General features: G+C 69.7%; 23 protein-coding genes. 13 read left to right on the forward strand and 10 right to left on the reverse strand.

From position 1 onward, the window contains the following. Positions 1 to 55: 55 nt before the first annotated feature. The 5 genes from QN245_RS11190 to QN245_RS11210 all read right to left on the reverse strand — a co-directional run bounded on the left by QN245_RS11190 (position 56) and on the right by QN245_RS11210 (position 4,435). On the reverse strand, positions 56 to 769 hold the full coding sequence (locus tag QN245_RS11190) for an MOSC domain-containing protein (RefSeq protein WP_317843188.1): 714 nt from the start codon (positions 767 to 769) through the stop codon (positions 56 to 58). Between the two features lie 20 nt (positions 770 to 789). Beyond that, positions 790 to 1,998 (reverse strand): aminotransferase-like domain-containing protein, encoded by a 1,209-nt coding sequence (locus tag QN245_RS11195; protein WP_317843189.1) that lies wholly within the window; start codon positions 1,996 to 1,998, stop codon positions 790 to 792. Positions 1,999 to 2,071: 73 nt separating this feature from the next. Then, positions 2,072 to 2,326: a DUF6587 family protein gene (locus QN245_RS11200; RefSeq protein ID WP_317843190.1), complete on the reverse strand. Its 255-nt coding sequence runs from the start codon at positions 2,324 to 2,326 to the stop codon at positions 2,072 to 2,074. A 1-nt stretch (position 2,327) separates the two neighbouring features. Further along, entirely contained in the window at positions 2,328 to 4,187 is a 1,860-nt protein-coding gene (feoB, locus tag QN245_RS11205; RefSeq protein WP_317843191.1) for a ferrous iron transporter B, read from the reverse strand. Beyond that, a complete protein-coding gene (locus QN245_RS11210) occupies positions 4,184 to 4,435 on the reverse strand; it encodes a FeoA family protein (protein ID WP_184448016.1) in 252 nt (83 codons plus the stop codon). Before QN245_RS11210 ends, feoB begins: the two co-directional genes overlap by 4 nt. A 124-nt stretch (positions 4,436 to 4,559) precedes the next feature. Between QN245_RS11210 and QN245_RS11215 the strand changes: the two genes are divergently transcribed. The 6 genes from QN245_RS11215 to QN245_RS11240 all read left to right on the forward strand — a co-directional run bounded on the left by QN245_RS11215 (position 4,560) and on the right by QN245_RS11240 (position 8,785). Next, the gene (locus tag QN245_RS11215; protein ID WP_317843192.1) at positions 4,560 to 5,348 is read left to right on the forward strand and encodes an enoyl-CoA hydratase-related protein; all 789 of its coding nucleotides are present in this window, start codon (positions 4,560 to 4,562) and stop codon (positions 5,346 to 5,348) included. Continuing rightward, complete coding sequence (locus QN245_RS11220; RefSeq protein WP_317843193.1) at positions 5,345 to 5,749, forward strand: VOC family protein; 405 nt, start codon at positions 5,345 to 5,347, stop codon at positions 5,747 to 5,749. The genes QN245_RS11215 and QN245_RS11220 overlap by 4 nt, the downstream gene beginning before the upstream one ends. A gap of 144 nt (positions 5,750 to 5,893) precedes the next feature. After that, complete coding sequence (locus QN245_RS11225) at positions 5,894 to 6,790, forward strand: hydroxymethylglutaryl-CoA lyase (RefSeq protein ID WP_317843194.1); 897 nt, start codon at positions 5,894 to 5,896, stop codon at positions 6,788 to 6,790. A 112-nt stretch (positions 6,791 to 6,902) separates the two neighbouring features. Beyond that, positions 6,903 to 7,673, forward strand: coding sequence for an SDR family oxidoreductase (locus QN245_RS11230; protein WP_317843195.1), 771 nt, complete (start codon positions 6,903 to 6,905; stop codon positions 7,671 to 7,673). Between the two features lie 109 nt (positions 7,674 to 7,782). Then, entirely contained in the window at positions 7,783 to 8,349 is a 567-nt protein-coding gene (yeiP, locus tag QN245_RS11235) for an elongation factor P-like protein YeiP (RefSeq protein WP_317843196.1), read from the forward strand. A 4-nt stretch (positions 8,350 to 8,353) separates the two neighbouring features. Next, positions 8,354 to 8,785 (forward strand): hypothetical protein, encoded by a 432-nt coding sequence (locus QN245_RS11240; RefSeq protein WP_317843197.1) that lies wholly within the window; start codon positions 8,354 to 8,356, stop codon positions 8,783 to 8,785. A 442-nt stretch (positions 8,786 to 9,227) separates the two neighbouring features. Here the strand turns inward: QN245_RS11240 and QN245_RS11245 are convergent, their stop codons facing one another. The 3 genes from QN245_RS11245 to QN245_RS11255 all read right to left on the reverse strand — a co-directional run bounded on the left by QN245_RS11245 (position 9,228) and on the right by QN245_RS11255 (position 12,969). Further along, positions 9,228 to 11,150: an Lnb N-terminal periplasmic domain-containing protein gene (locus tag QN245_RS11245; RefSeq protein ID WP_486684761.1), complete on the reverse strand. Its 1,923-nt coding sequence runs from the start codon at positions 11,148 to 11,150 to the stop codon at positions 9,228 to 9,230. Further along, on the reverse strand, positions 11,147 to 11,464 hold the full coding sequence (locus QN245_RS11250; RefSeq protein ID WP_160971071.1) for a DUF2388 domain-containing protein: 318 nt from the start codon (positions 11,462 to 11,464) through the stop codon (positions 11,147 to 11,149). The genes QN245_RS11245 and QN245_RS11250 overlap by 4 nt, the downstream gene beginning before the upstream one ends. Positions 11,465 to 11,580: 116 nt before the next feature. After that, positions 11,581 to 12,969 carry an FAD-binding oxidoreductase gene (locus QN245_RS11255; RefSeq protein ID WP_317843198.1) on the reverse strand — a complete coding sequence of 463 codons (1,389 nt, stop codon included), beginning with the start codon at positions 12,967 to 12,969 and terminating at the stop codon, positions 11,581 to 11,583. Positions 12,970 to 13,229: 260 nt separating this feature from the next. On the opposite strand from QN245_RS11255, the gene serA reads away from it, so the two are divergent. Next, positions 13,230 to 14,471 carry a phosphoglycerate dehydrogenase gene (gene serA / locus QN245_RS11260; protein ID WP_167087637.1) on the forward strand — a complete coding sequence of 414 codons (1,242 nt, stop codon included), beginning with the start codon at positions 13,230 to 13,232 and terminating at the stop codon, positions 14,469 to 14,471. 371 nt (positions 14,472 to 14,842) lie between these two features. On the opposite strand, the gene QN245_RS11265 is transcribed toward serA, so the two are convergent. Beyond that, on the reverse strand, positions 14,843 to 15,424 hold the full coding sequence (locus tag QN245_RS11265) for an NUDIX hydrolase (RefSeq protein WP_317843199.1): 582 nt from the start codon (positions 15,422 to 15,424) through the stop codon (positions 14,843 to 14,845). Positions 15,425 to 15,593: 169 nt separating this feature from the next. On the opposite strand from QN245_RS11265, the gene QN245_RS11270 reads away from it, so the two are divergent. The 6 genes from QN245_RS11270 (at position 15,594) to QN245_RS11295 (ending at position 21,974) form a co-directional block, all read left to right on the forward strand. Further along, positions 15,594 to 17,066 carry an amino acid permease gene (locus QN245_RS11270; RefSeq protein ID WP_317843200.1) on the forward strand — a complete coding sequence of 491 codons (1,473 nt, stop codon included), beginning with the start codon at positions 15,594 to 15,596 and terminating at the stop codon, positions 17,064 to 17,066. A gap of 83 nt (positions 17,067 to 17,149) precedes the next feature. Next, entirely contained in the window at positions 17,150 to 18,586 is a 1,437-nt protein-coding gene (locus QN245_RS11275; RefSeq protein ID WP_317843201.1) for an amino acid permease, read from the forward strand. A 271-nt stretch (positions 18,587 to 18,857) separates the two neighbouring features. Continuing rightward, complete coding sequence (locus QN245_RS11280) at positions 18,858 to 19,499, forward strand: methylthioribulose 1-phosphate dehydratase (RefSeq protein WP_317843202.1); 642 nt, start codon at positions 18,858 to 18,860, stop codon at positions 19,497 to 19,499. Between the two features lie 94 nt (positions 19,500 to 19,593). After that, positions 19,594 to 20,160: a 1,2-dihydroxy-3-keto-5-methylthiopentene dioxygenase gene (locus QN245_RS11285; protein WP_317843203.1), complete on the forward strand. Its 567-nt coding sequence runs from the start codon at positions 19,594 to 19,596 to the stop codon at positions 20,158 to 20,160. Between the two features lie 3 nt (positions 20,161 to 20,163). Continuing rightward, on the forward strand, positions 20,164 to 20,862 hold the full coding sequence (gene mtnC / locus QN245_RS11290; protein WP_317843204.1) for an acireductone synthase: 699 nt from the start codon (positions 20,164 to 20,166) through the stop codon (positions 20,860 to 20,862). 8 nt (positions 20,863 to 20,870) lie between these two features. Further along, positions 20,871 to 21,974: a C13 family peptidase gene (locus QN245_RS11295; protein ID WP_317843205.1), complete on the forward strand. Its 1,104-nt coding sequence runs from the start codon at positions 20,871 to 20,873 to the stop codon at positions 21,972 to 21,974. 562 nt (positions 21,975 to 22,536) lie between these two features. Here QN245_RS11295 and QN245_RS11300 read toward each other — a convergent pair. Continuing rightward, positions 22,537 to 24,129, reverse strand: coding sequence for a calcineurin-like phosphoesterase C-terminal domain-containing protein (locus QN245_RS11300; protein ID WP_184647155.1), 1,593 nt, complete (start codon positions 24,127 to 24,129; stop codon positions 22,537 to 22,539). Positions 24,130 to 24,157 lie beyond the last annotated feature (28 nt).

Consider the following 24,157-nt stretch of genomic DNA (forward strand, 5'->3'; position numbering starts at 1 on the left):
GGGAGGGGCTTCAGCCCCGACGCCGGGAACGCGCCAGCGCAGCAGCAAGCAAGCCCTACTCGGCCGCCTGCCCCAACAAGCGCTTGTCCCAGTCCTCCACCGCATGCTGTGCGAGGCGGCGCTCGAACAAGCTGCGCCAGTTCGGTACCAGCGGCAGCGCCAGCACCTGCTGCAGTTGCGCCGGATCGATCTCGCGCCGGTACAGCAGGCCGATCAACCGTGCCAGCGGCCACTGCGGATACGGGCGCTCCAGCAAGGTCAAACGATCGCCAGCGGCGACCTCGCCGGGCTGCAGCACGCGGTAGTACCAGCCGGTGCGGCCGCTGTCCTGCACACGTCGCGCCAGCGCAGGCACGCCGAACCGGTCGGACAGCTTCCAGCACGGCTGCCGCGACTGCGACACCTCGACCAGGGCCGTGCCCAGGCGCAACCGGTCGCCCAGGCACAGGTCGGCCTCGGTCACCCCGCAGCTGCTGAGGTTCTCGCCGAACGCACCCGGCGCGTCCAGCAAGGCATGCGCGCCCAGTTCCTCGCGCCAGGCCGGGTAATGGTCGCGCGGATAGTGGTGCAAGGCCTTGTCGGGGCCACCATGCACGCGGCGGTCGCCCTGCTCGTCCAGTTCCAGTCCCTCCAGGCCGATGCGCAGGCGCCCGGCCCGCGGCCGCTTGTCGATGGCGCTGCGGCTGCCTGGGCGGGTGAACGCCTGCGCGCGGCCGACCAGCACCGCATCGATGGTCCACGCCGCGACGGCGGAATCGGACGACGTCATCGACGGAGGCGCGCCCGGACTCAGGCCGTCGCGCGCCGATGCGCGGCGACTTCGTCCTGCAACAGCGCGCCGAGGATGCGCACGCCGGTCTCGATGCGCTCGGCCGGCACGGTCACGAACGACAGCCGCAGGGTATTGCGCTGCGGCGCGACCGCGAAGAACGGCGCGCCCGGCACGAAGGCCACGTTGCGCTCGATCGCCTTGCTCAGCAGCGCGCCGCCGTCCATGCCCTCCGGCAGTTCGACCCAGATGAACATGCCGCCAGCCGGGCGGTTCCAGCGCACCTGCGCGGGGAAATACCTGGCCAGGGCGGCGAGCATCTGCTCGCAACGGCTGGCGTACAACGCGCGGATGCCGGGGATGTGCGCATCCAGGAAACCGTCCTGCACCGCCTCGTAGACGATGCGCTGGCTGAACGAGGGCGTGTGCAGGTCCGCTGCCTGCTTGGCCTGTACCAGCTTGGCGTGCACCGCTTCGGGCGCAACCACGTAGCCCAGGCGCAGGCCGGGCGCGAACACCTTGGAGAACGAGCCCATGTAGATGGCGCCGTCCGGGTTCATCGACAGCAGGCTCGGCAGCGTGTCGCCGCTGTAGCACAGCTCGCCGTAGGGATCGTCCTCGACGATCGGCACGCCGGCCTCGGCCGCACGCGCCACCAGTGCCTGCCGCCGGTGCAGCGGCAGGCGCCGCCCGGTCGGATTCTGGAAGTTCGGCAGCACGTACATGAAGCGCGCGCCGGCCAGCTGCGCATCGTCCAGCGCGTCCACCACCACGCCATCGTCGTCCGATTGCATCGCCGCGAACGCAGGCTGGAAAAGCGAGAACGCCTGCAGCGCGCCGAGATAGCTGGGCGTTTCCACCAGCACCTTGCTGCCTTCGTCGATGAACACCTTGCCGAGCAGGTCCAGGCCCTGCTGCGAACCGGTGGTGATCAGCACCTGGCTTGGCCGGATGTGGGCACCGTCGCGGCTCAGCCGCGCCGCCACCCATTCGCGCAGCAGCAGATAGCCCTCGGTCGGGCCGTACTGCAACGCCGCCTGCGGCGCATCGCGCAGTACCTTGGCGCAGGCCTCGCGCATGCGCTCGACCGGGAAGGTATCCGGCGACGGCAGGCCGCCGGCGAAGGAGATCACTTCCGGACGTTCGGTGACCTTGAGGATTTCGCGGATCGCCGAACTGGTCAGCGCCTGCGCACGGCGGGAGAACTGGAATGGGCTGGTCATCGGCATAGGATAGTCGCCGCCATCACGCCGCGCATGTACGGCGCACAAGCGGGCGCCGGCCGGCAACGCGTGGCGCGGCTCAGTGCCGCCGCGGCGGCGTCGGCCCGCAACTGTCGCAACCGCCGCAAGCGCCTGCGCCCGCGGTGGGCGCCGGCGCGATGCTGCGACCGAGGGCCTGCAGCCACGGCGCACGGTTCGGTTTGAGCAGGCGCACGGCGATGGCGCCGCGCAGCTTGCGCGCGGTGCCGGGGAACTGCTTCTTCAGTACCACCCAGGCGCTGACCAGCACCGCCAGCGCGATCACCAGGTACTGCAGCAGCAGCGAGGTACTCATCTCAGCCGGCTCCCAGCGCCACCGCGACCTGGTAGGTGACCAGCGAGGCCAGATACGCCAGCGCGAACAGGTAGAACGCGGCGAAGCTCATCTGCTTCCAGGAATTGGTCTCGCGCTTGATCGTGGCCAGGGTGGAAATGCACATCGGTGCGTAGATGTACCAGACCAGCAGCGACAGCGCGGTGGCCAGCGACCAGCCGTCGTGGATCAGCGGCGACAGCGCCTGCGCGGCGGCATCGTCGTCGGCCGCCGACAGCGCGTACACCGTCGCCAGCGACGACACCGCCACCTCGCGCGCGGCCAGGCCGGGAATCAGCGCGATGCAGATCTGCCAGTTGAAGCCCAGCGGCGAAAACACCGTGGTCATGGCGTGGCCGATGCGACCGGCGAAGCTGTAGTCGATGGCCGGCAAGGTGGCGTCGGCCGGCGGCGCCGGGAACGACAGCAGGAACCACAGCAGGATGGTCAGCGCCAGGATGATGCCGCCGACGCGCTTGAGGAAGATCGCCGCGCGCTCCCACAGGCCCAGCGCCAGGTCGCGCAGGTGCGGCACGCGGTAGGACGGCAGCTCCAGCAGCAGCGGGTGCTCGCCCTTGTCGCGGCGCCACTTCTTCATCGTCCACGACACCACCAGCGCGCTGGCGATGGCGGCGAAGTACAGGCCGAACAGCACCAACCCCTGCTGGTTGAACACGCCCCACACCTGCTTCTGCGGGATGAACGCACCGATCAACAAGGCATACACCGGCAGCCGCGCCGAACAGGTCATCAGCGGCGCGACCAGGATGGTGGCCAGGCGGTCGCGCGGGTCCTGGATGCTGCGGGTGGACATGATCCCGGGCACGGCGCAGGCGAAGCTGGACAGCAGCGGGATGAACGAGCGCCCGGACAGGCCAGCCGCGGCCATCATGCGGTCGAGCAGGAACGCCGCGCGCGGCAGGTAGCCGGATTCCTCCAGCGCCAGGATGAAAGCGAACAGGATCAAGATCTGCGGCAGGAAGATCACCACGCCGCCAAGGCCGGCGATGATGCCGTCCACCAGCAGGCTGTTGAGCGGACCCTCCGGCAGCGTCGCGCCGACCCAGGCGCCCAGCCCCTTGGTGCCGCCTTCGATCAGGTCCATCAACGGCGCGGCCCAGGCGTAGACCGCCTGGAAGATCAGGAACATCACCACCGCAAGGGTCAGCAGCCCGGCCACCGGGTGCAGCAGCCAGCGGTCCAGCGCGTCGTCGATGCGCGAGGTGCGGGTCGGCATCGACACCGCCGAGGCCAGGATCGCGCGCACCTGCTGGTGGTAGTCGCCCTGCCCCTCGCTCGGCGCCACCGCCGGCGGCATTGCCGGCGCCAGCGTGTCCAGCCGCTCGACCAGGGCACGAGCACCGTTGCGGCGCACCGCGACGGTCTCGATCACCGGCACGCCCAGCGCCTGCTCCAGCGCCTGGCGGTCGATCTGGATGCCGCGGCGCTGCGCCGCGTCGACCATGTTCAAGGCCACCACCATCGGCTTGCCCAGCTCGCGCAGTTCCAGCGCGAATCGCAGGTGCAGGCGCAGGTTGGTGGCGTCGACCACGCAGACCAGCACGTCCGGCGCCGGCTCACCCGGGTAGAAGCCGCGGCACAGGTCGCGGGTGATCGCCTCGTCCAGGCTGGCCGGCTGCAGGCTGTAGGCGCCGGGCAGGTCCAGCACCGCGAACTCGCGCCCGGACGGCGCGCGGAAACGGCCTTCCTTGCGCTCGACGGTGACGCCGGCGTAGTTGGCGACCTTCTGCTTGCTGCCGGTCAACTGGTTGAACAGCGCGGTCTTGCCGCAGTTCGGATTGCCGACCAGGGCCAGGCGCAGCGGCGCGGCCACCGCGCTCACGGGCGCACCTCGTCCAGCGCGCTGACCTGCACCCGCGCCGCCTCGCTGCGCCGCAGCGCGAAGCGCGTATAGCCCACCTGCACCAGCAACGGCTCGCCGCCGATCGGCCCGCTGGCCAGCATCTGCACCTGCTCGCCGGCGACGAAACCCAGCTCGCGCAGACGCCGGGCAATGGCATCGTTGGGCTGGCGGTCGTGCACGGATTCCACGAGGGCGCTGCTGCGCAACGGCATGTCGGACAACGTCACAGCACGTTCCGTCGATAAGAATGGTTATCAATTGTAGCATCGCCGCGGCGCGTCATGGCGGCGCCGGCACGGCCGGCTATGATCGCCGTATGGCTGCCGTTTTCCCTGCGTACGAGAGTGTTCGATGAGCGATGCCCTGTTGTTGCAACGATCCGGCAAGGTCCTGACCCTGCAGTTGAACCGACCCGAGGTCCGCAACGCCTTCGACGCCGCGCTGATCGCCCAGCTCAGCGACGCCTTGTTGCAGATCGGCACCGATCCGCAGGTGCAGGTGCTGGTCCTGGCCGGCGCCGGCGCGGCGTTCTCGGCCGGCGCCGACCTGCAATGGATGCGCTCGATGGCCGGCGCCGGCGAACAGGAAAACCTGGACGATGCGCTGGCCCTGGCGCGGCTGATGCGCCTGCTCGACGAACTGCCCAAGCCCACCGTGGTGCGGGTGCAGGGCGCCGCGTTCGGCGGCGCGGTGGGCCTGGTCGCCTGCTGCGACATCGCCGTGGCCGCCACCGATGCGCGTTTCGCGCTCAGCGAAAGCCGGCTGGGCCTACTGCCGGCGGTGATCTCGCCGTACGTGATCGCCGCGATCGGCGCGCGCCAGGCGCGGCGCTGGTTCGCCAGCGCCGAGACCTTCGACGCCGCCACCGCGGCGCAGATCGGCCTGGTCCACCAGGCGGTGGCGCCGGACGCGCTGGACGCGGCGGTGCAGCGCCAGGTCGCCCTGCTCGGCCAGGCCGGTCCGCTGGCCGCCGCTGGCGCCAAGGCCCTGGTGCGGCGGGTCGCCGCCGGCGGCGAGCGCGATGCGCTGGACCAGGCCAACGCGGCATTGATCGCGCGGTTACGGGTCTCGGCCGAGGGCCAGGAAGGACTGAATGCGTTCCTGGAGAAACGCGAACCGGCCTGGAGGGCCAGCCCATGAACCCAATCGACCATCTCGGCCTGCGCTGCAGCGACCTCGACCGCAGCCTGGCTTTCTACCGCGCCGCCCTGGCTGCGCTGGACCTGGACGTGGTGATGCAGGTGAGCGCCGAAGAGAGCGGCGGCCAGCGCCACGTCGGCTTCGGCCGCGACGGCAAGCCCAGCTTCTGGATCGCCGACGGCGGCCGCGACGCCGGCGACAACGGTGTGCACGTGGCCTTCGTCGCCGCCAGCCGCGCACAGGTGGACGCGTTCCATCGCGCCGGCCTGGCCGCCGGCGGCCGCGACCACGGCGCACCGGGCCTGCGCCCGCACTATCACCCCGACTACTACGGCGCGTTCCTGCTGGATCCGGACGGCCACAACATCGAAGCGGTCTGCCACCGCCCGGCGTCGGCCTGATCCGCCCTACGGTGTCACGCTGGCGCCCACGGCGCTGGCCGTGCCTGCCGCCGTTTCCCCATCTGCCCTATCAGGAATCCCCATGACCATCGCCGCTTCTCGTCTCGTGCGCAGTGCGCGGACAACCGCACAGGAATCCCGCGCATGAGCGACCGCGTGCGCATCGTCGAAGTCGGCCCGCGCGACGGCCTGCAGAACGAGAAGGCCTGGGTCGCCACAGAAGACAAGATCGAGCTGATCGCGCGGCTGGGGCGCACCGGCCTGCGCAGCATCGAGGCGACCAGCTTCGTCAGCCCCAAATGGGTCCCGCAACTGGCCGATGCGGCCGAGGTCTACGCCGGCATCGCGCAGGTGCCGGGCGTGGACTATCCGGTGCTGGTGCCGAACCTGCAGGGCTACGAACGCGCCGCCGCGGTCGGCGTCCGCGAGGTGGCGGTGTTCACCGCCGCCTCGGAGGCCTTCAACCGCACCAATACCAATGCCGGCATCGACGAATCGCTGGCGCGTTTCGCGCCGGTGCTGGAGCGCGCGGCCGCGGACGGGGTCAAGGTGCGCGGCTACGTCTCCACCGTGCTCGGCTGCCCCTACCAGGGCGAGGTCCCGCTGGCTGACGTGGTGCGCGTGGCGCAGCGGCTACATGCGATGGGCTGCTACGAGATCTCGCTGGGCGACACCATCGGCGTGGGCACGCCGGGCAAGGCGCGGGCGATGCTGCGCGCGGTCGCCGCGGCGGTACCGATGGCGGCGCTGGCGGTGCATTTCCACGACACCTACGGCCAGGCCCTGGCCAACATCGCCGCCTGCCTGGAAGAAGGCGTGCGCGTGGTCGATGCCGCCGTCTCCGGCGCCGGCGGCTGCCCGTATGCCAAGGGCGCCAGCGGCAACGTGGCCAGCGAGGATGTTGTCTACCTGCTGCACGGCAACGGCGTGGAGACCGGCATCGACCTACCGGCGCTGGCCGCGACCGGACGCTGGCTGGCGCAGAAACTCGGCCGGCCCACCGGCAGCAAGGTCGGCCAGGCGCTGGCCGCCGAGGCCTGAGCCACTGCATGTCCGTACCCCGTGACGGGCCTGCATGCCGCGGCCCGTCGCCGATCTCGCCGCGATGGGGCAGCACCCTCTAAACTGGGCGTTTTCCTGGGAGGGAACATCCATGCAGCTTGCCGATCTCAAAGCGGTGATCACCGGCGGCGTGTCCGGCCTCGGCCTGGCGGTGGCGCAACGCATCGTCGCCGAAGGCGGCAAGGTGGCGCTGTTCGATCTGAACGACGACAAGGGTGCGGCCGCGGTCGCCGCCCTGGGCGCGGACCGGGCCTGCTACTTGCGCACCGACGTCAGCGACGAGGCCCAGGTGGCCGCGCAACTCGGCGCGGCGCGCGACTTCCTCGGCGGACTCAATGCCGCGATCAACTGCGCCGGCATCCTCGGCGCCGGCCGCGTACTCGGCAAGGAGGCGCCAATGCCGCTGGCCACGTTCCAGGGCACGGTGATGGTCAACCTGGTCGGCAGCTTCAACGTCGCCAAGGCCGCCGCCGACCTGATGCAGCACAACGCCCCGGGCGAGGACGGCGAGCGCGGGGCCATCGTCAACACCGCCAGCGTCGCCGCCTACGAAGGCCAGATCGGCCAGGCCGCCTATGCCGCGTCCAAGGGCGGCGTGGTGGCGATGACCCTGCCGATGGCACGCGAACTGGCGCGCTTCGGCATCCGCGTCAACACCATCGCCCCGGGCATCTTCTGGACCCCGATGGTCGACGGCATGCCCGAGGCCGTGCAGCAGTCGCTGGCCGCGTCGATCCCGTATCCTTCGCGTCTCGGCCGCCCGGACGAATTCGCCGACACGGTGATGTTCCTGCTGCGCAACCGCTACCTCAACGGCGAAACCATTCGCCTGGACGGCGCGGTGCGGTTGGCGCCCAAGTAGCCGGGATTGGGGATTCGGCATTGGGGATTCGTAAGCGCTCCCCGTTCCTCGTCCCTGCCCGGCGCTCTCCAATCCCGACTCCCCAATCCCCAATCCCGGCCCCACACCCATGAAAGCCAACGAAATCAAGAAAGGCAACGTCGTCGAGTACAACAACGGCGTGTACCAGATCCGCGACATCGAGCGCAGCTCGCCGCAGGGCCGCGGCGGCAACGTGCGCTTCCGCTTCGTGATGTACAGCGTGCCGGGCGGCAACAAGCTCGATGCCAGCTTCGACGGCGACGACGACCTGCGCGAGGTCGAGCTGATGCGTCGCCAGGCCACCTTCTCCTACAAGGATGGCGAGGCCTTCGTATTCCTCGACGACGAGGACTACACGCCGTACACCCTGGACGCCGATGTGATCGGCACCGATGCCGGCTACATCACCGAGGGCCTCAGCGGCATCTACGTGCAGGTCATCGACGACCAGCCGGTGGCGATCCAGCTGCCGCAGAGCGTGACCCTGGAAGTGATCGAGACCCCGCCGGAACTCAAGGGCGGCACCGCCACCAAGCGGCCCAAGCCGGCCAAGCTCAACACCGGCATCGAGATCATGGTGCCGGAGTACATCGGCAACGGCGAGCGCGTGCTGGTCAACACCACCACCGGCGAATTCGCCGGCCGCGCCGACTGACCCGATGCGCGGGCACCGTGCCAACCACGCCTCCCGCGCAGGGAGCGCCGAGCGCGCGTCACGGCGCGCCTGCCTCGGCCTGCTGCTGGCGCTGCCGGCGCTGGCGCTCGCCGCGCCGGTGACGCCGGCCGCCACAGCTGCGGCCAAGCCCGCGTGCACGATTCCGGACGCGGTCGATCCCGAGCACTACGCCGGTTTCTGCGCGCTGCCCGAGCCGATCCGCGCCTTCGTCGCGCGCCAGGACACCTGCAACCACTTCGCGGGCGAGGAGCCCTACGATGCGGCGCGGCGTCGCGAACTGGAAAAGGCGATGGCCAGGTACTGCGACGGCAATGCACAGACCTGGGCGAAACTGCGCGCGCAGTACCGCCAGGATCCGCCGCGCGACGCCTGGCTGCGCCGCTACGGCGAGGATGCCGATCTCGAACAGCCCTGATGGCGGCTTTCAGGCCGGTAAGGTCGCGCCCTTGCGGGAACGGACCTCAGCCCTGAGAGCAGTCGATATTGACGAGTTTCGCGGCTTCGCTCGTCGCGGCTGAAGCCGCTCCTACAGGTGTTGACCACGCTGTGCGGCACCTGTGGGAATACCTTCGGTCCCGGTAGCTATCCTGGACGAATCGCCTCACCGCTTCGCTCGTCGCGGCTGAAGCCGCTCCTACAAAATGGGCGGAAGGTGCGACGCTTCTGTGGGAGGGACTTCAGTCCCGACGACTGGACCTATCGGCCTCCTTTCATGAAGAAAGGCTGCGCCTGCAACCAGCCGATGCAGCGGACGCACCGTCAGCCACATCGTAGGAGCGGCTTCAGCCGCGACCACGACATCCTCAACCAAACGCGAGATGCCCCTTCGGCCTCCCTGACCAACCTCGCACGCCGCACTACGGCGTCGCACCGCCCTCCTGCAACACCGAAGGCGACCGCAACTGCAGCCCACCACCCTCGCGATTGAGCGTGCGCAGGCGTTCGCCCAGCGTCGCCAGGTTGGTGTCGATCTGGGCCAGGTCCGCCTGCAGCGGCGCCGGCAGCAACCCGCGCAGGCGCGTCTGCAGCGCGGCGCCGTCGTCATGCAACGCCGCGATCCGTGCCTGTCCCTGGACTTGCAGCCAGGCGCGTTCCTGCGCCTGCGGCAGGCCATAGCCCGGCTGCCCCTGCAGCAGGCTCGCCGGTTGGCTCAGCACGCCTTGCTCGGCCAGCACCGCACGTACCGCACTGGCGGCATCACGGGTGTCGGCACTCGCATTGCCCTCGCCCGCCCCGTCAACCGCGGACGTCAACGGCTTGCCCAGATAGCGGCGCTTGAGCGCATCGCGACCGCGCTGTTCGGCGCGGCGACGGGCGGCGTTCTCCAGCAGCAGCAAGGCGGCGCTGGCGCGCAGGTCGCCGCGCTGCAGCCAGGGCGCGCGCTGCGCGGCCGGCAGGTCCAGCCACGCCTCGGCATTGCGCGCCGGCAGCGCCAAGGAACCGCGCGCCACCGCGAACATCTGCGCAAAATGCGCGCTCGCCGCCGGGAAGGAGTAGCCATTGCGCACCGCCACATCGGCGTCGTCGAACACCGACGCATCGGCGATGCCGGAACGCACCAGGCGCCGGCGCAATCCGGTCGGGCTGATCCCGGACAGGTGCGCGGCCGCCAGTCGCGGCACGCCGTCGTGCAGCAAGGCGTAGGTCTCCACCGCGCAGTTGTTGCTGAGAAAGTAGTAGCGGCCGTCGTAGCTCCAGTGCAGTTGCGCAGCGCGCTCCAGCAGCGCCGCGATCTCCTCGCGCGACAGCCGCAGCGGCAGCGACTGCAGGCCGCGCAGCTGCACCTGGGTGTAGTCGTCCACCACCTGCCGCAACGGCAGCACGAACAGCCGTGACGGGTACGAGCCGGTCAGCCCGCGCAGGTTGGAGATCTGCACGTCGTCGACGAAGGCGCGGAACGACAGCACCCGGTGCTCGGCCAGATCCAGCCGGCATGCCGGGCCCAGCGGCCGCCCGGGTGCACAGATCACCAGGCGCAGCATGCTGTGGCCCCAGTGGCTCATCGGCTGCGCATTGCCCTCGGCCAGCAGATAGTCCACCGCGTAGACCCGCGCCGGGTCCACCTGCAGCAAGGCGGCCGCGTCGGCCAGCGGGTCCTGCACGAAGACCTGGCCGGGCGCGCACGCGGCCGACGGCGGCGTCCATGCCAGGCGCGCGGCGAAGTAGCGGGCCAGCGCCGGCCGCCGGCAGGCGTAGTCCGGATCGAGCAGGAAGTGCTCGAGATTCACCGCCACGAACTCGGCCGGCGATTGCAATTCGTAGCGGTCCGGACTGCGCTCGGTGAACCGGTTCTGGCCGCGGCGCAGGCCCAGGCGCATCGGGCTGACCTGCCAGCCGGCCAGATCCAGCAGCCGCGGATCGGACGACAACCGCCCTGCCGCGGAGCGATCGTAGAAATGCGCCAGTTCGTGCAGCAAGGCAGCCAGTGCCGGCCGCCGCGCCGGGTCGGCGGCCGGATCGGTGTCGCCCCCCGTCGCCGCCATCCAGTCGCGCAGCAGGCGCTTGTTCAACAGCAGGCGCTTGGCCTGCGCACGCCCGTGCACCTGCGCCGGCAAATCGTCGCGCCACTGCAGCGGCAGCCCTGCGGGCAGCGCCGCGGCCCAGGCTGCGGGCAACCGCGCCTGCGCGGCCGCCAGCACGGCCTCGCTGGCCCTACGTTCGGCGGGACTCAGTCCGGTCTCGTCGACAGACAGTGGCGCGGCCGCTGCGTGCACCGCACCGGCCAGGGCCAGCAACGCCAGCCACCGCGCGCCTGGGCGCCGTGGCCGGCGCGGGATCACAGCGCCAGGATCGCCTGCGCCAGTTCCAGGTCGCTGGCCTGCTGCGCCTGCGGGTTGGCCTCGCGCAGCACGCGCAGCGCCGCTTCCAGTTGCACGCCGCGGATGCGCCCGGCGCTGGCGACGAAGCCGGCCGCGTCGTCGCGCGCCTGCAGCACCACCTTGTCGTTGTTGGAACTGCTGTCGGAGGACGCCGAGCTGCCGGCCGAGCCGGCCGAGGCCGAACCGGCGGAGCTGCCGGCGAAGCTGGACGCCTGCGCGAACGCGGGCAGGATCAGGGCGAACAGCAGGGCGCAGCGCGCGGTCACTCGGGTCATCGCAATCGTTCCAAACAGGATCATGAAAGGGGGGACGGCCAGCGCCGCGCCGCATAGCCTAGCGGTCCGTCGCGCGCAGCGCCTGAACGGGTCGCGCGGCAGTGGAGCGGCCGGTCTCAAGGATCGAACAGCTTCCCGGGATTGAGCAGCCCGGACGGATCGAACACGCGCTTGACCGCGCGCATCAGCGCGATCTCTTCGGCGCTGCGGGTGCTGTCCAGGTACGGCTTCTTGACCAGGCCGATGCCGTGCTCGGCGGAGATGCTGCCGCCGTGCTCGGCCAGCACCTGCGCCAGCAGCTTGGTGACCTGCTCGCAGGCGGCAATGAAGTCTGCCGGCGCGGTGGCATCGGGCTTGAGCACGTTGATGTGCAGGTTGCCGTCGCCGATGTGGCCGAACCACACCACCTCGAACTGCGGGTAGGCCTCGCCGAGCAGCGCCTGGGTCCGCGCCAGGAACGCCGGCATCGCCGAGATCCGCACCGACACGTCGTTCTTGTACGGGGTGTAGCGCGCCACCGCCTCGGTGATGCCCTCGCGCAGGCGCCACAGCTGCGCGGCCTGCGCCTCGCTCTGGCTGATCACCCCGTCCAGCACCCAGCCCTGCTCCATGCAGGCCTCGAACGCGGCCAGCGCCGCGACCTCCTGCGCCTCGTTGCCGCTGGCGTACTCGGTGACCACGTAGTACGGATACACCGTGTCGAACGGCGCCTGCGCGCCATGCGCCAGCACGTGCTGCAGCGCGCGGTCGGTGAAGAACTCGAAGGCCTCCAGCTGCAGCCGGCTGCGGAACGCGGCGAACACCTGCATCAGCACCTCGAACGAGGGCAGCGCCAGCAGCATCACGTTGCTCGGCGGCGGCGGGTCGGTGAGCCGCAGGGTGGCCTCGACCACGATGCCCAGGGTGCCTTCGGAGCCGATCAGCAACTGGCGGAAATCGTAGCCGCTGGAATTCTTGATCAACCCGCGGTTGAGCTCGAGCAGCTCGCCGCTGCCGGTGACCACCTTCAGCCCCGCGATCCACTCGCGGGTGTTGCCGTAGCGAATCACGCGGATGCCGCCGGCGTTGGTGGCGATGTTGCCGCCGATCGAGCACGACCCGCGCGCGGCGAAGTCCACCGGGTACAGCAGGCCATGCTCGCGCGCGGCGTTGTGCACCGCTTCCAGCGGCATGCCGGCCTGCACGGTGAGGGTGCGGTCGACCGGGTCGAAGGCCAGCGCCTTGTTCATCCGCTCCAGGCTCAGCACCAGTTCGCCGTGCGCGGCCACCGCGCCGCCGGACAGGCCGGTGCGGCCGCCGGACGGCACCACCGCCACCGCATGGTCGTTGGCCCAGCGCAGCACCGCCTGCACCTCTTCCACCGTCGCCGGCAACGCGATCGCCAGCGGCGCCGGGGTCCAGCGCCGGGTCCAGTCGCGGCCGTAGTGCTCCAGGTCGGCGGGATCGGTCTTCAGGCGCAGGCCGGGAACGGCAAGGGCCAGGGCATCCAGGCGCGGGTCGGTCATGGGCGGAGAAGTCGAAGCGTAGATAAGCGTTCAAGCGTGCCAGCGTTGTGCGATGTCGTCCAGTTGGACGAGGACACTGCTGCTCTTGCGAATCCCCAATCCCGACTCTCGAATCCCGCGCCGCGGCTGCGGCGATCGATACACCTGAAACCTTCCACCGGCGTTGCATCCACGGTCCCCCGCCATCCTATTGCGGCGCACCAAAGCACGGAGCCATCTGGCATAGTGACCGGCCCATTGGCCATCGCTATCTAACCGCAATGTCGCCCAAGAAGACCTCGTTTCCGAAGCAGGATATCCGCGTGCTGCTGCTCGAAGGCGTCAGCCAGACCGCCGTCGACGTGTTCCGCGCGGCCGGTTACTCGCAGATCGAGCTGCATGCCAAGTCGCTGCCGGAAGACGAGCTCAAGCAGCGCATCGCCGAAGCGCACATCGTCGGCATCCGCTCGCGCACCCAACTCAGCGCCGAGGTGCTGGCCCATGCCAAGCGCCTGATCGCGGTCGGCTGCTTCTGCATCGGCACCAACCAGGTCGACCTGGACGCCGCCGAACTGGCCGGCATCCCGGTATTCAATGCGCCCTACTCCAACACCCGCAGCGTCGCCGAGCTGGTGATCGCCGAGGCCATCCTGCTGTTGCGCGGCATTCCGCAGAAGAATGCCGAATGCCACCGCGGCGGCTGGTCGAAATCGGCCACCGGCAGCCACGAGACCCGCGGCAAGGTGCTGGGCATCGTCGGCTACGGTCACATCGGCACCCAGGTCGGCGTGCTGGCCGAGTCGCTGGGCATGCAGGTGATCTTCCACGACATCGAGACCAAGCTGTCGCTGGGCAACGCGCGCACCGCCACCGATCTGGACGACCTGCTCGCACGTGCCGACGTGGTCACCCTGCACGTGCCGGAAACCGCGGCCACCCGCAACATGATCGGCGCCACGCAACTGGCGCAGATGAAACCGGGCGCACACCTGATCAACGCCTCGCGCGGCACCGTGATCGACATCGACGCGCTGGACGCGGCGCTGCGCAGCGGCCACATCGGCGGCGCCGCGGTGGACGTGTTCCCGATCGAGCCCAAGGGCAACGGCGATGCATTCGAATCGCCGCTGGCCGCGCACGACAACGTGATCCTGACCCCGCACGTCGGCGGCAGCACGCTGGAGGCGCAGGACAACATCGGCGTGGAAGTGGCGGCCAAGCTGGTGCGCTACAGCGACAACGGCAGCACCCTGTCGGCGGTGAACTTCCCCGAGGTGACCCTGCCCGAGCACGCCGAGAGCCTGCGCCTGCTGCACATCCATCGCAACGTGCCGGGCGTGCTGTCGCAGATCAACGAACTGTTCTCGCGCCACAACGTCAACATCGACGGCCAGTTCCTGCGCACCGACCCCAAGGTCGGCTACGTGGTGATCGACGTTGCCGCCAGCGAGGAACTGGCCGCGGTGCTGAAGGACGAACTGGCGCAGGTGGCGGGGACGTTGCGGACGCGCATTCTTTACTAGCGGGGATTGGGGATTTGGGATTGGGGATTCGTGGGTGCGCTGCGCGCCCGTACCCTCACCCCAACCCCTCTCCCGGAGGGAGAGGGGCTTAGCCATCCGATCGGAGCCGGCTCTTCCTTCTCCCGCCGGGAGAAGGTGCCCCGCAGGGGCGGATGAGGGTCCGGGCGCAGCCTCGTGCAGCTGAAACACCGCGTGCGCTGCGCGCCCCCACCCTCACCCCAACCCCTCTCCCGGGGGGAGAGGGGCCAAGCAATCCAACCGGAGCCGGCACTTCCTTCTCCCACCGGGAGAAGGTGCCCCGAAGGGGCGGATGAGGGTCCGGGCGCAGCCTCATTCAGCTGAAACACGGCGTGCGCTGCGCGCCCCGACCCTCACCCCAACCCCTCTCCCGGGGGGAGAGGGGCTAATGCACTGCGTTGCAGCCATTTGTACGCCATGCGCCGCAGCGACGGATCCAGGTCCGCGTCGTCCCGCAATTCGGCGATCGGGCGCCAGGCCAGGGCCAGCGACTCGGCGCTGACCGCAAAGGCTTCGTCGCCGCCGGCGCGAACCACGTAGCGGGCGTCGTAATGCCAGTGTCCCGGCACCTCGCCGCGGGCGGGAATCCAGTGCCGGTCCAGGTCGAAGATCGCGCCATCCTCCAGTGCCAGGCCAGGCAGCCCGGATTCTTCCTCGGCCTCCTTCAACGCCACCCGCGCCAGATCGCGGTCGCCGTCGGCGTGCCCGCCCAGTTGCAGCCAGCGCTGCAGCTTGCGGTGATGGGTCAGCAGGGTGCGCGTGCCGTCGGCGCTGACCAGCCAGGCCGAGCCGGTGAAATGGCCGTCCAGGCGTGCGCGCACGAACGGATCGGCGGCATCGTCCAGCAAGGCCAGGAACTGCGCGGCGACCTCGGCCTGGTCCGGGCACTGCCGGGCATGGGCCTGCAACTGCTGGCGTAGGGACGACTCCGGCATCGGCATTCTCGCGTTCGGGGGCCGCCATTATCGCCGTCCACGGTGCAGCGCGGCTTGTGGCGGCCGGCCGGCTTTGGCATGGTACGACGCTTGCGTCGCCCACCAAGGGCCCGGCGCTTCACCATTGCCGGGGCCGCTTGCCCCGTACCGCCACCTGGGGATGCACCGAATGCTCAAGTCTCTGCTGAGGGTCAAGCCGATCGAACCTGCCGGTCACGTCGATGCCGGCGAACCGTTCGAAGGCAGTCTGGAGGGCGAAGGCACCCTCAAACGCACCCTCACCGCCAGACACCTGATCCTGCTCGGCATCGGCGCGGTGATCGGCGCCGGCATCTTCGTGCTCACCGGCCAGGCCGCAGCCAATCATGCCGGCCCGGCAGTGATGCTGTCGTTCGTGTTCGCCGGCCTGGCCTGCGCCTTCGCCGGCCTCTGCTACGCCGAGTTCGCGGCGATGCTGCCGGTCTCCGGCAGCGCCTATTCGTATTCCTACGCCACGCTCGGCGAAGGCGTGGCCTGGTTCATCGGCTGGTGCCTGGTGCTGGAGTACCTGTTCGCCGGCTCCAGCGTCGCGGTCGGCTGGTCGGCCTACCTGATCAGCTTCGTCACCGGCACCCTCGGCCTGCCTTTCCCCACGGAACTGGCCAGCGCGCCGCTGACCTGGACCGGCCACGCCTTCGTCGCCTCCGGCAACATCGTCAACCTGCCGGCGGTGCTGATCGTGGCCGCGGTCAGCGCGCTGTGCTACGTCGGCGTCACCCAGTCGGCCTTCGTCAACGCCATCGTGGTGGCGATCAAGGTGCTGGTGATCTGCCTGTTCGTCGGCGTCGGCGTCTTCTACATCAACCCGGACAACTGGCATCCGTTCATCCCGGAAAACACCGGCCCCGGCGAGTTCGGCTGGAGCGGCATCTTCCGCGCCGCTTCCATCGTGTTCTTCTCCTACATCGGCTTCGATGCGGTCTCCACCTCGGCCGGCGAGACCAAGGACCCGCAGAAGAACATGCCGATCGGCATCCTGGTGTCGCTGGCCATCTGCACCGTCATCTACATCATCGTCTGCGCGGTGCTGACCGGCCTGCTGCCCTACACCCAACTGGGCACCGCCAAGCCGGTGGCCACCGCGCTGGAGCACTACCCGCACCTGGCCTGGCTGAAGACCTTCGTCGAGATCGGCGCCATCGCCGGCCTGTCCTCGGTGGTGCTGGTGATGCTGATGGCGCAGCCGCGCATCTTCTACACCATGGCGCGCGATGGCCTGCTGCCGAAGCTGTTCGGCAAGGTCCATCGCCGCTTCCACACTCCGTATGTCGGCACCGTGGTGGTGGGCGTGCTGGCCGCGCTGCTGGCCGGCTTGATCCCGCTGGACGTGCTCGGTGAGCTGGTGTCGATGGGCACCCTGCTGGCCTTCGCCACGGTCTGCGTCGGCGTGATGGTGTTGCGCTTCACCCGTCCCGATCTGCCGCGTCCGTTCCGGGTGCCGCTGTTCTGGGCGGTGTGCCCGCTGGGCGCGCTGTTCTGCGTCGGCCTGTTCTTCCAGGCGTTCCAGGAACACTGGAAGGTGTTCGTCGGCTGGACCCTGGTCGGCCTGTGCATCTACTTCTTCTACGGCATCCGCAACAGCCGCCTGGCCACCAAGGCCTGATCCGCTCCCCCGAAGACCGGCGTCCGCGCCGGTCTTCGCGTTCACCCCTCTCCTCGCACGCCGTGTTCGGCTGGAACCGCTCCATGCTCAAACAACTCTTGGCCACCAAACACCCCCATGCCAGCCACGAGGACGCCGGCGGGCTGGGCCTGCAACGTGCGCTCGGCCCCTGGGGCCTGACCGCGCTGGGCATCGGCGCAGTGATCGGCGGCGGCATCTTCGTCATCACCGGGCAGGCCGCGGCCAACCACGCCGGGCCGGCGATCATGCTCTCGTTCGTGCTGGCCGCGGTGTGCTGCGCGTTCTGCGCGCTGGCCTATGCCGAGTTCGCGGCGATGGTGCCGGTCTCCGGCAGCGCCTACACCTACACCTACGCCACCTTCGGCGAACTGGCGGCCTGGTTCATCGGCTGGATGCTGGTGCTCGAGTACGGCGTGTCGGCCTCGGCGGTGGCAGTCAGCTGGACCGGCTATTTCCTCAGCCTGCTCGACCACTTCAACATCCACCTGCCCGCGGCCCTGGTCAACGCGCCGCTGGACGGCAAGCTGCAGCCCACCGGGGCGATCGCCAACCTGCCCGCCGCCGGCATCGTGCTGCTGCTGACCTGGCTGTGCTACGTCGGCATCCGCAAGTCCTCGGCGATGAACATGGCGATGGTGGTGCTGAAGAGCGGCCTGATCGTGCTCGTCATCGCCGCCGGCTGGAAGTACGTGGACCCGGCCAACTGGCATCCGTTCATCCCCGCCAACGAAGGCCCGGGCAAGTACGGCATGGACGGCGTGCTGCGTGGCGCGGCGATGGTGTTCTTCGCCTACATCGGCTTCGAGGCAGTCTCGGTGGCGGCGCAGGAATCGCACCGGCCGCAGCGCGACCTGCCGATCGGCATGATCCTGTCGCTGGTGATCTGCACCGTGCTGTACATCGCCATGGCCGCGGTGATGACCGGGCTGCTGCCGTACACCCAATTGGGCACCGACGAGCCGGTGGTGACCGCGGTAGCGGCGCATCCGCAGCTGGCCTGGCTGCGCGTGGTGGTCGAGATCGGCGCGCTGATCGGTCTGTCCTCGGTGGTGCTGGTGATGATCATCGGCCAGCCGCGCATCTTCATGATCATCGCCCGCGACGGCCTGCTGCCGCCGGTGTTCACCAAGATCCACCCGACCTACCGCACCCCGCACGTCAACACCGTGATCACCGGCATCGGCATCGCCCTGCTGGCGGCGCTGTTCCCGTTGGACGTGCTGGGCGAACTGACCTCGATGGGCACCCTGATCGCCTTCGCCGCGGTCTGCGCCGGGGTGCTGATCCTGCGCCGCACCCAGCCGGACCTGCCGCGCCCGTTCCGCATCCCGTTCGCCTGGCCGATCTGCATCGCCGGCGTGCTCAGCTGCCTGGCGCTGCTGTCGGCGATGACCGCACACAACTGGATGCTGATGGCCGGCTGGACGGTGATCGGCCTGGCGATCTACTTCGGCTACGGCTACCGCCACAGCCGGCTGCGCCGCACCGGTAAAGGTTGAGCCGTAAAAGCCCCTCTCCCCGCGGGAGAGGGGTTGGGGTGAGGGTACGGGCGCGAAGCGCGCGCGGTGTTCGGCTGCACGAGGCTTCGCTCGCACCCTCATCCGCCCCTTCGGGGCACCTTCCCCCCAAAAGGGGGCCATGGTCCCGAGGGGAGAAGGAAGCGCCGGCTTCGGTTGGATGGCTTAGCCCCTCTCCCCCCGGGAGAGGGGTTGGGGTGAGGGTGCGGCCGCCTGTCATCCCAATCCAGCCATCAAGCCCTAAACTACCCGCATGAACGCACTGCCCTACGATTCCGAGCGCCTGCGCACGCTGGCGCACCTGCTGATCGACAACATCCGCGAGCTCTCGCAGGCCGGCTGGACCCCCGCCACCAGCAGCAACTTCTCGCACCGCCTGGACGATCGCCATGCCGCGATCACCGTCTCCGGCCGCGACAAGGGCCGGCTGGTGGAGGACGACATCATGGTGGTGGATTTCGACGGCCAGGCCGTCGGCCGGCCGCTGCGCCCGTCCGCCGAGACCCTGCTGCACACCCAGCTGTACCGGCGCTTCCAGGAGATCGGCTGCATCCTGCACACGCATTCGCCGGTACAGACCATCGCCTCGCGTCTGTACGCGCCGCAGGGCCATATCCGCCTGGAAGGCTACGAGCTGCTGAAGGCGCTGCACGGCAACCAGACCCACGAGACCGCGGTGGACCTGCCGGTGTTCGCCAACACCCAGGACATGACCGTGCTGGCGGCCCAGGTCGACGCCCTGCTCGACCGCACGCCGTTGTGGGGCTACCTGATCGACGGCCACGGCCTGTACGCCTGGGGCCGCGACATGGCCGAGGCGCGCCGCCACCTGGAAGCCTTCGAATTCCTGCTGCACTGCGAGCTGGAGCTGCGCAAGCTGCGCGCCGCCGGCTGATCCGCCGCGGCGCGACAGCGTTCCAGCGCCGCAACGGCCGCCGGCCGCGCACCTGCTACCCTTTTCGTCCCCCCTGCCGCTTTCGCCCGCCGCCATGAGCCGACTCCGTATCTTCGCCGACACCACTCCCGACGCGCCGCTGTTCGACAGCCGCGAGGGCGACGCGATCGCCGCCGAACTGCGCAAGATCGGCGTCATCTTCGAGCGCTGGCAGGCCAACCAGCCGATCGAGCCCGGTGCCTCGCCGGAAGCGGTGATGGCCGCCTACAAAACCGACATCGACCGCCTGGTCGCCTCCAACGGCTTCAAGACCGTGGACGTGGTCAGCATCGCCCCGGACAACCCGCAGCGCGAGGAGATGCGCAAGAAGTTCCTCGAGGAGCACTTCCACAAGGAAGACGAGGTGCGCTTCTTCGTCGCCGGCTCTGGCCTATTCACCTTGCACGTGGATGGCAAGGTCTACGAGATCGAGTGCGTGCAGAACGACCTGATCGCCGTGCCGGACGGCACCCACCACTGGTTCGACATGGGTCCGGAGCCGCGCTTCGTCGCGATCCGCTTCTTCACCGAGCCGGATGGCTGGGTCGGCCACTTCACCGGCACCGATATCGCCCAGCGCTTCCCGCGCTACGAGGCGAAGCTGCGCGGCGAGGCGCACTGAGCGATGACCGATCCGCGCGTCGTTCTCACCGACATCGAAGGCACCACCAGCAGCATCTCCTTCGTCAAGGACGTGCTGTTCCCCTACGCGCGCCGCGCCCTGCCCGGCTTCGTGCGCGAACACGGCGAGCAGCCGCAGGTGCGGCAGTGGCTGGACGCGGTCGCCACCGAATGCGGCGGCATCTGCACCGATGTGGTGATCGTGGAGACCTTGCAGGGCTGGATCGACCAGGACCGCAAGCACACCGCGCTGAAGGCGCTGCAGGGCATGATCTGGGAGGCCGGCTACCGCGATGCCGACTTCACCGCGCACATCTATCCCGATGCCGCGCCGGCATTGCGCCGCTGGCATGAGCAGGGCCGCGCGCTGTACGTGTACTCGTCCGGCTCGGTGCCGGCGCAGAAGCTGTTCTTCGGCCACAGCGACGCCGGCGACCTGCGCGGGCTGTTCTCCGGCTGGTTCGACACCGAGATCGGCGGCAAGCGCGAGCAGCCCAGCTATGCGCGCATCGCCGAAGCGATCGGCGTGGCGCCGGCGCAGATCGTGTTCCTGTCCGACGTGGTCGCCGAACTGGATGCGGCCCGCGCCGCCGGCCTGGACACGGTGCTGATCGACCGCCGCGACGACTACCCGCAACCGCGCCAGGGCGAGGCCTGCAACGGCCACCGCCGCGCGGAGAGCTTCGCCGACCTGGGCTTCTGAGCCCGCGCATGCGCAGGCCCATCGCTGCCTTGATCGCCGCCCTGGCGGCGTTGCGGCCCCCGCTCGCCGTGCTGAGACGCCGGCTGCTGCCGGCCGCGCTGCTGGCGCTGGCGCTGCCCGCCTGCCATTCCGATGCCGGTGCCATGCCGGGCGGCGCGGCCGACACCGCGCAGGACGACGCGGCGCAGGACCCGTTCGACCAGGCGCAGCTGCGCCAGGCGCTGGGATCGCTGCAGGCGCAGCGCCCCGGCATCCCCGACCTGTACGTGGTCGGCTTCGCCGGCGACGCCAGCGAGGACGTGTTCCGCAACGAAGTGCTGTACCTGCGTCAGCTGTTCGCGCAGCGCTTCGGCGCTGCCGGTCGCATCGCCACCCTGATCAACCACGGCGACAATCTCGGCGCGCACGCCTACGCGCCGCAGGCCTCGTACGACAACCTGGCCGATACCCTGGACCGCGTCGGCAAGCTGATGGACCCGCGTGAGGACGCATTGCTGCTGTTCCTGACCAGCCACGGCACCGACCAGCACGAGCTGTATCTGCAGTTCGGCCCCGGCGAGGATGCCGAGTACGACACCATCACCCCACAGGAACTGCGCCGCCTGCTCGACGACGCCGGCATCCGCAACCGCATCATCGTGATCTCGGCCTGCTACTCCGGCGGCTTCGTGCCGGCGCTGAAGACCGCCGACACCCTGGTGATCACCGCCGCACGCCGCGACCGGCCCTCGTTCGGCTGCGGCAACACCGCCAGCGCCACCTATTTCGGCCGCGCCTGGTTGATCGACGCGCTGGCGCGCACCACCGATGTCGTCGAAAGCTATCGCCTGGCCAGTGCCGAGATCAGCGCACGCGAACAGGCCGAAGGCGAGGCGCCGTCGTATCCGCAACTGTACGTAGGCGCGCGCATCGGCCCATGGCTGCAGCACTGGCGCGCGCAGTTGCCGAACGCGGCGGCACCGCCCTATCCGTATCCGGAACCCGATGCGGACGACGCGGCGGATGCGGCCGATGGCGAGCAGACCCACGCGCATGGCGCAGCGCCCGCGCCCGCCGCGGTGATGCGCGCGCAGGACCCGGCATCGCCGACGAAGCGCACGCCCGCGCGGTGATGCCGCGCAGGGCGTGAGGTCGACTGCATGCGAGGGGCGTGCGCGCACCCTCGTGCTTGCCGGCCATCCTGCTCCCGACCCTGCACGCCCGAACCCGTGCAGCAGGCCGAAAAGATGAGAGTGATTCGCGTTCGATCGCGACGCCTGCGCGATCGCTAGAATCTCTCCCGCAGCAAGCCCGCCCGCGTTTCGCCAGCCAGCTGCGCTCCGATCCAACCGCCCGCCAGCCTTCGCTCGCCAGCCAGGATCCTTCGGTTCGTCTGCCTCCTTCGTGGAGGTTTTTTTGTTTCTGGGGTCGGCGTGGTGCGTGCAGAACGCGAGCACGCGTCTCTTGGCGTTGGCGGTGGATGGCGCGACCGCCTCACCGCGCCTGTCGCGGCTGAAGCCGCTCCCACATGGGTCCGACACTGTGAGGTGTTGATGGACGCACTGTGGGAGGGACTTCAGTCCCGATGCCTGGAACACATGGCTGCCTAAACCCTTGTCGCGGCAGTGACGGTGATCGAGCATGCAGCATCACTGCGCGCTTATCTGCCGACCACCGCCTACCGCCGCCACTTCATCAAGGGCTCGCATCCTGCAAGCGGTAGCTACCGCCGGCTCGCTGCTCGCCGCGCCAGCGGTCGAATGCGCGGACCTCGATGCGGTGCGCACCCACTTTCAGGTCGGTCGGCAAGGCGCCGCGCCACAGATGCTGCGAGGGAGTCGCTTCCGGCGAACGGTCGTAGCCGCGCAGCGCGTCGGCGGCATCGTCGCGCGCGTTCTCGGCGAGCAGTGTCGGGTCGGGCTGTTCGACCCGCTGCATCGGCTTCCAGGCGCCGTCGTCCACGCGGTACTCGACGCGCGTGTCGTCCTCGCCCATGTACACGTTCGCGTACACGCCCCAGGCCGGATAGGCGCCGCGGCGCAACACCTTCGGCGCATGCAGGCCGATCTGCGCGTCGTCGGCGGCACGCGCGGCGTGGTAGGCCAGCGCGTAGCCGCCGTCGCGGCGCACGGTCAGCAGCGCGTAGCCGTTCGGGGTGCCGTCGGCCATCGTCGCGGCGGGGATGCCGTCGGCATCCTTGACCCCGGACCAGAACGCGCCGCAGGCCGCGCCGACGTTGTACTCGTGCAGCGGCTGCGCGCCATGCCAGCCGTCGGCCGCGGTGTAGTACACGTGCCGCTGGGTATGGCTGTGCCCGGTGAGCACCAGCACGTGCGGGAAGTCCTTCAGCAGCGCGAACAGGCGCGCACGATCGGTGTGGCGGAAGGTCTCCTTGCCCGGGACCGCATCGAACAGATGGATATGCATCCCCAGCACCAGCAGTCGATCCTTGGGCACGCTGGCCAAATAGGCCTGCAGGAACGCGAACTGGTCTTCGCGCAGGCCGCCGACATACTTGGGCTGCTGCGTCGGCTGGTAGACCACGTCGTCCAGGAACACGAAGCTGGCCCCGCCCTCTTCCACCGCGTAGGTGTCGGGGCCGTAGACCGCACGCCAGCTCGACAGCGAATCCACATCGTCGCTCGCGTCGAAGTTGAGGTCGTGGTTGCCGGGCACGTGGAACCACGGCACGCCGAGCTTGGCGGTTTCCGCATTCAGCGCCGGATACAGCGACAGGTCGTCGCTGACCACGTCGCCCAGCGTGGTACCGATGCGCGCATGGGTCTTGCCGCGCAGGGGCGCGACGATGTCGCGGGCGTAGTAGCCGACGTCGGTCATCGACGCGGTCTGGGTATCGGCGAACACCAGCACCTCGGTGCTGTCGGCCTTGGGCTGCGCGCGCAATGCGAAGTCCCAGTGGTCGGTGGCGCCGCTGGTCGGGGCGATGCCCGGATACTTGAGCTTGGGCGAGCCAGCCGGTGCGTAATGCCGCCAGTAGTCCGGCAGGCCGTTGCCGGCGCTGGCGAAGTTGTAGTCGTCGGGCTTGATCACGAACACCGTGCGGCCTGGCTCCACCTGCAGTCGGTAGCGGCCCTGCGCGTCGGTGCGGACGATGTGCACGCCGTCGGACACCTGCACGCCGGCGATGCCGACATCGCTCGGGCCGCGGCCCGGGGCGTTGTCGCGTTCCTGATAGACGCTGCCGCTGATCGTCGCGGTCTGCGCCACGGCAGGAGCGGCGGCAGCCAACAGGCAGGCAAGGACGACGGTGCGCAGCATGCGGAACATCCGGGGAAACCGAGGGCCCCCGATTGTA

The sequence above is a fragment of the Xanthomonas rydalmerensis genome (assembly GCF_033170385.1).
Lineage (GTDB): Bacteria > Pseudomonadota > Gammaproteobacteria > Xanthomonadales > Xanthomonadaceae > Xanthomonas_A > Xanthomonas_A rydalmerensis.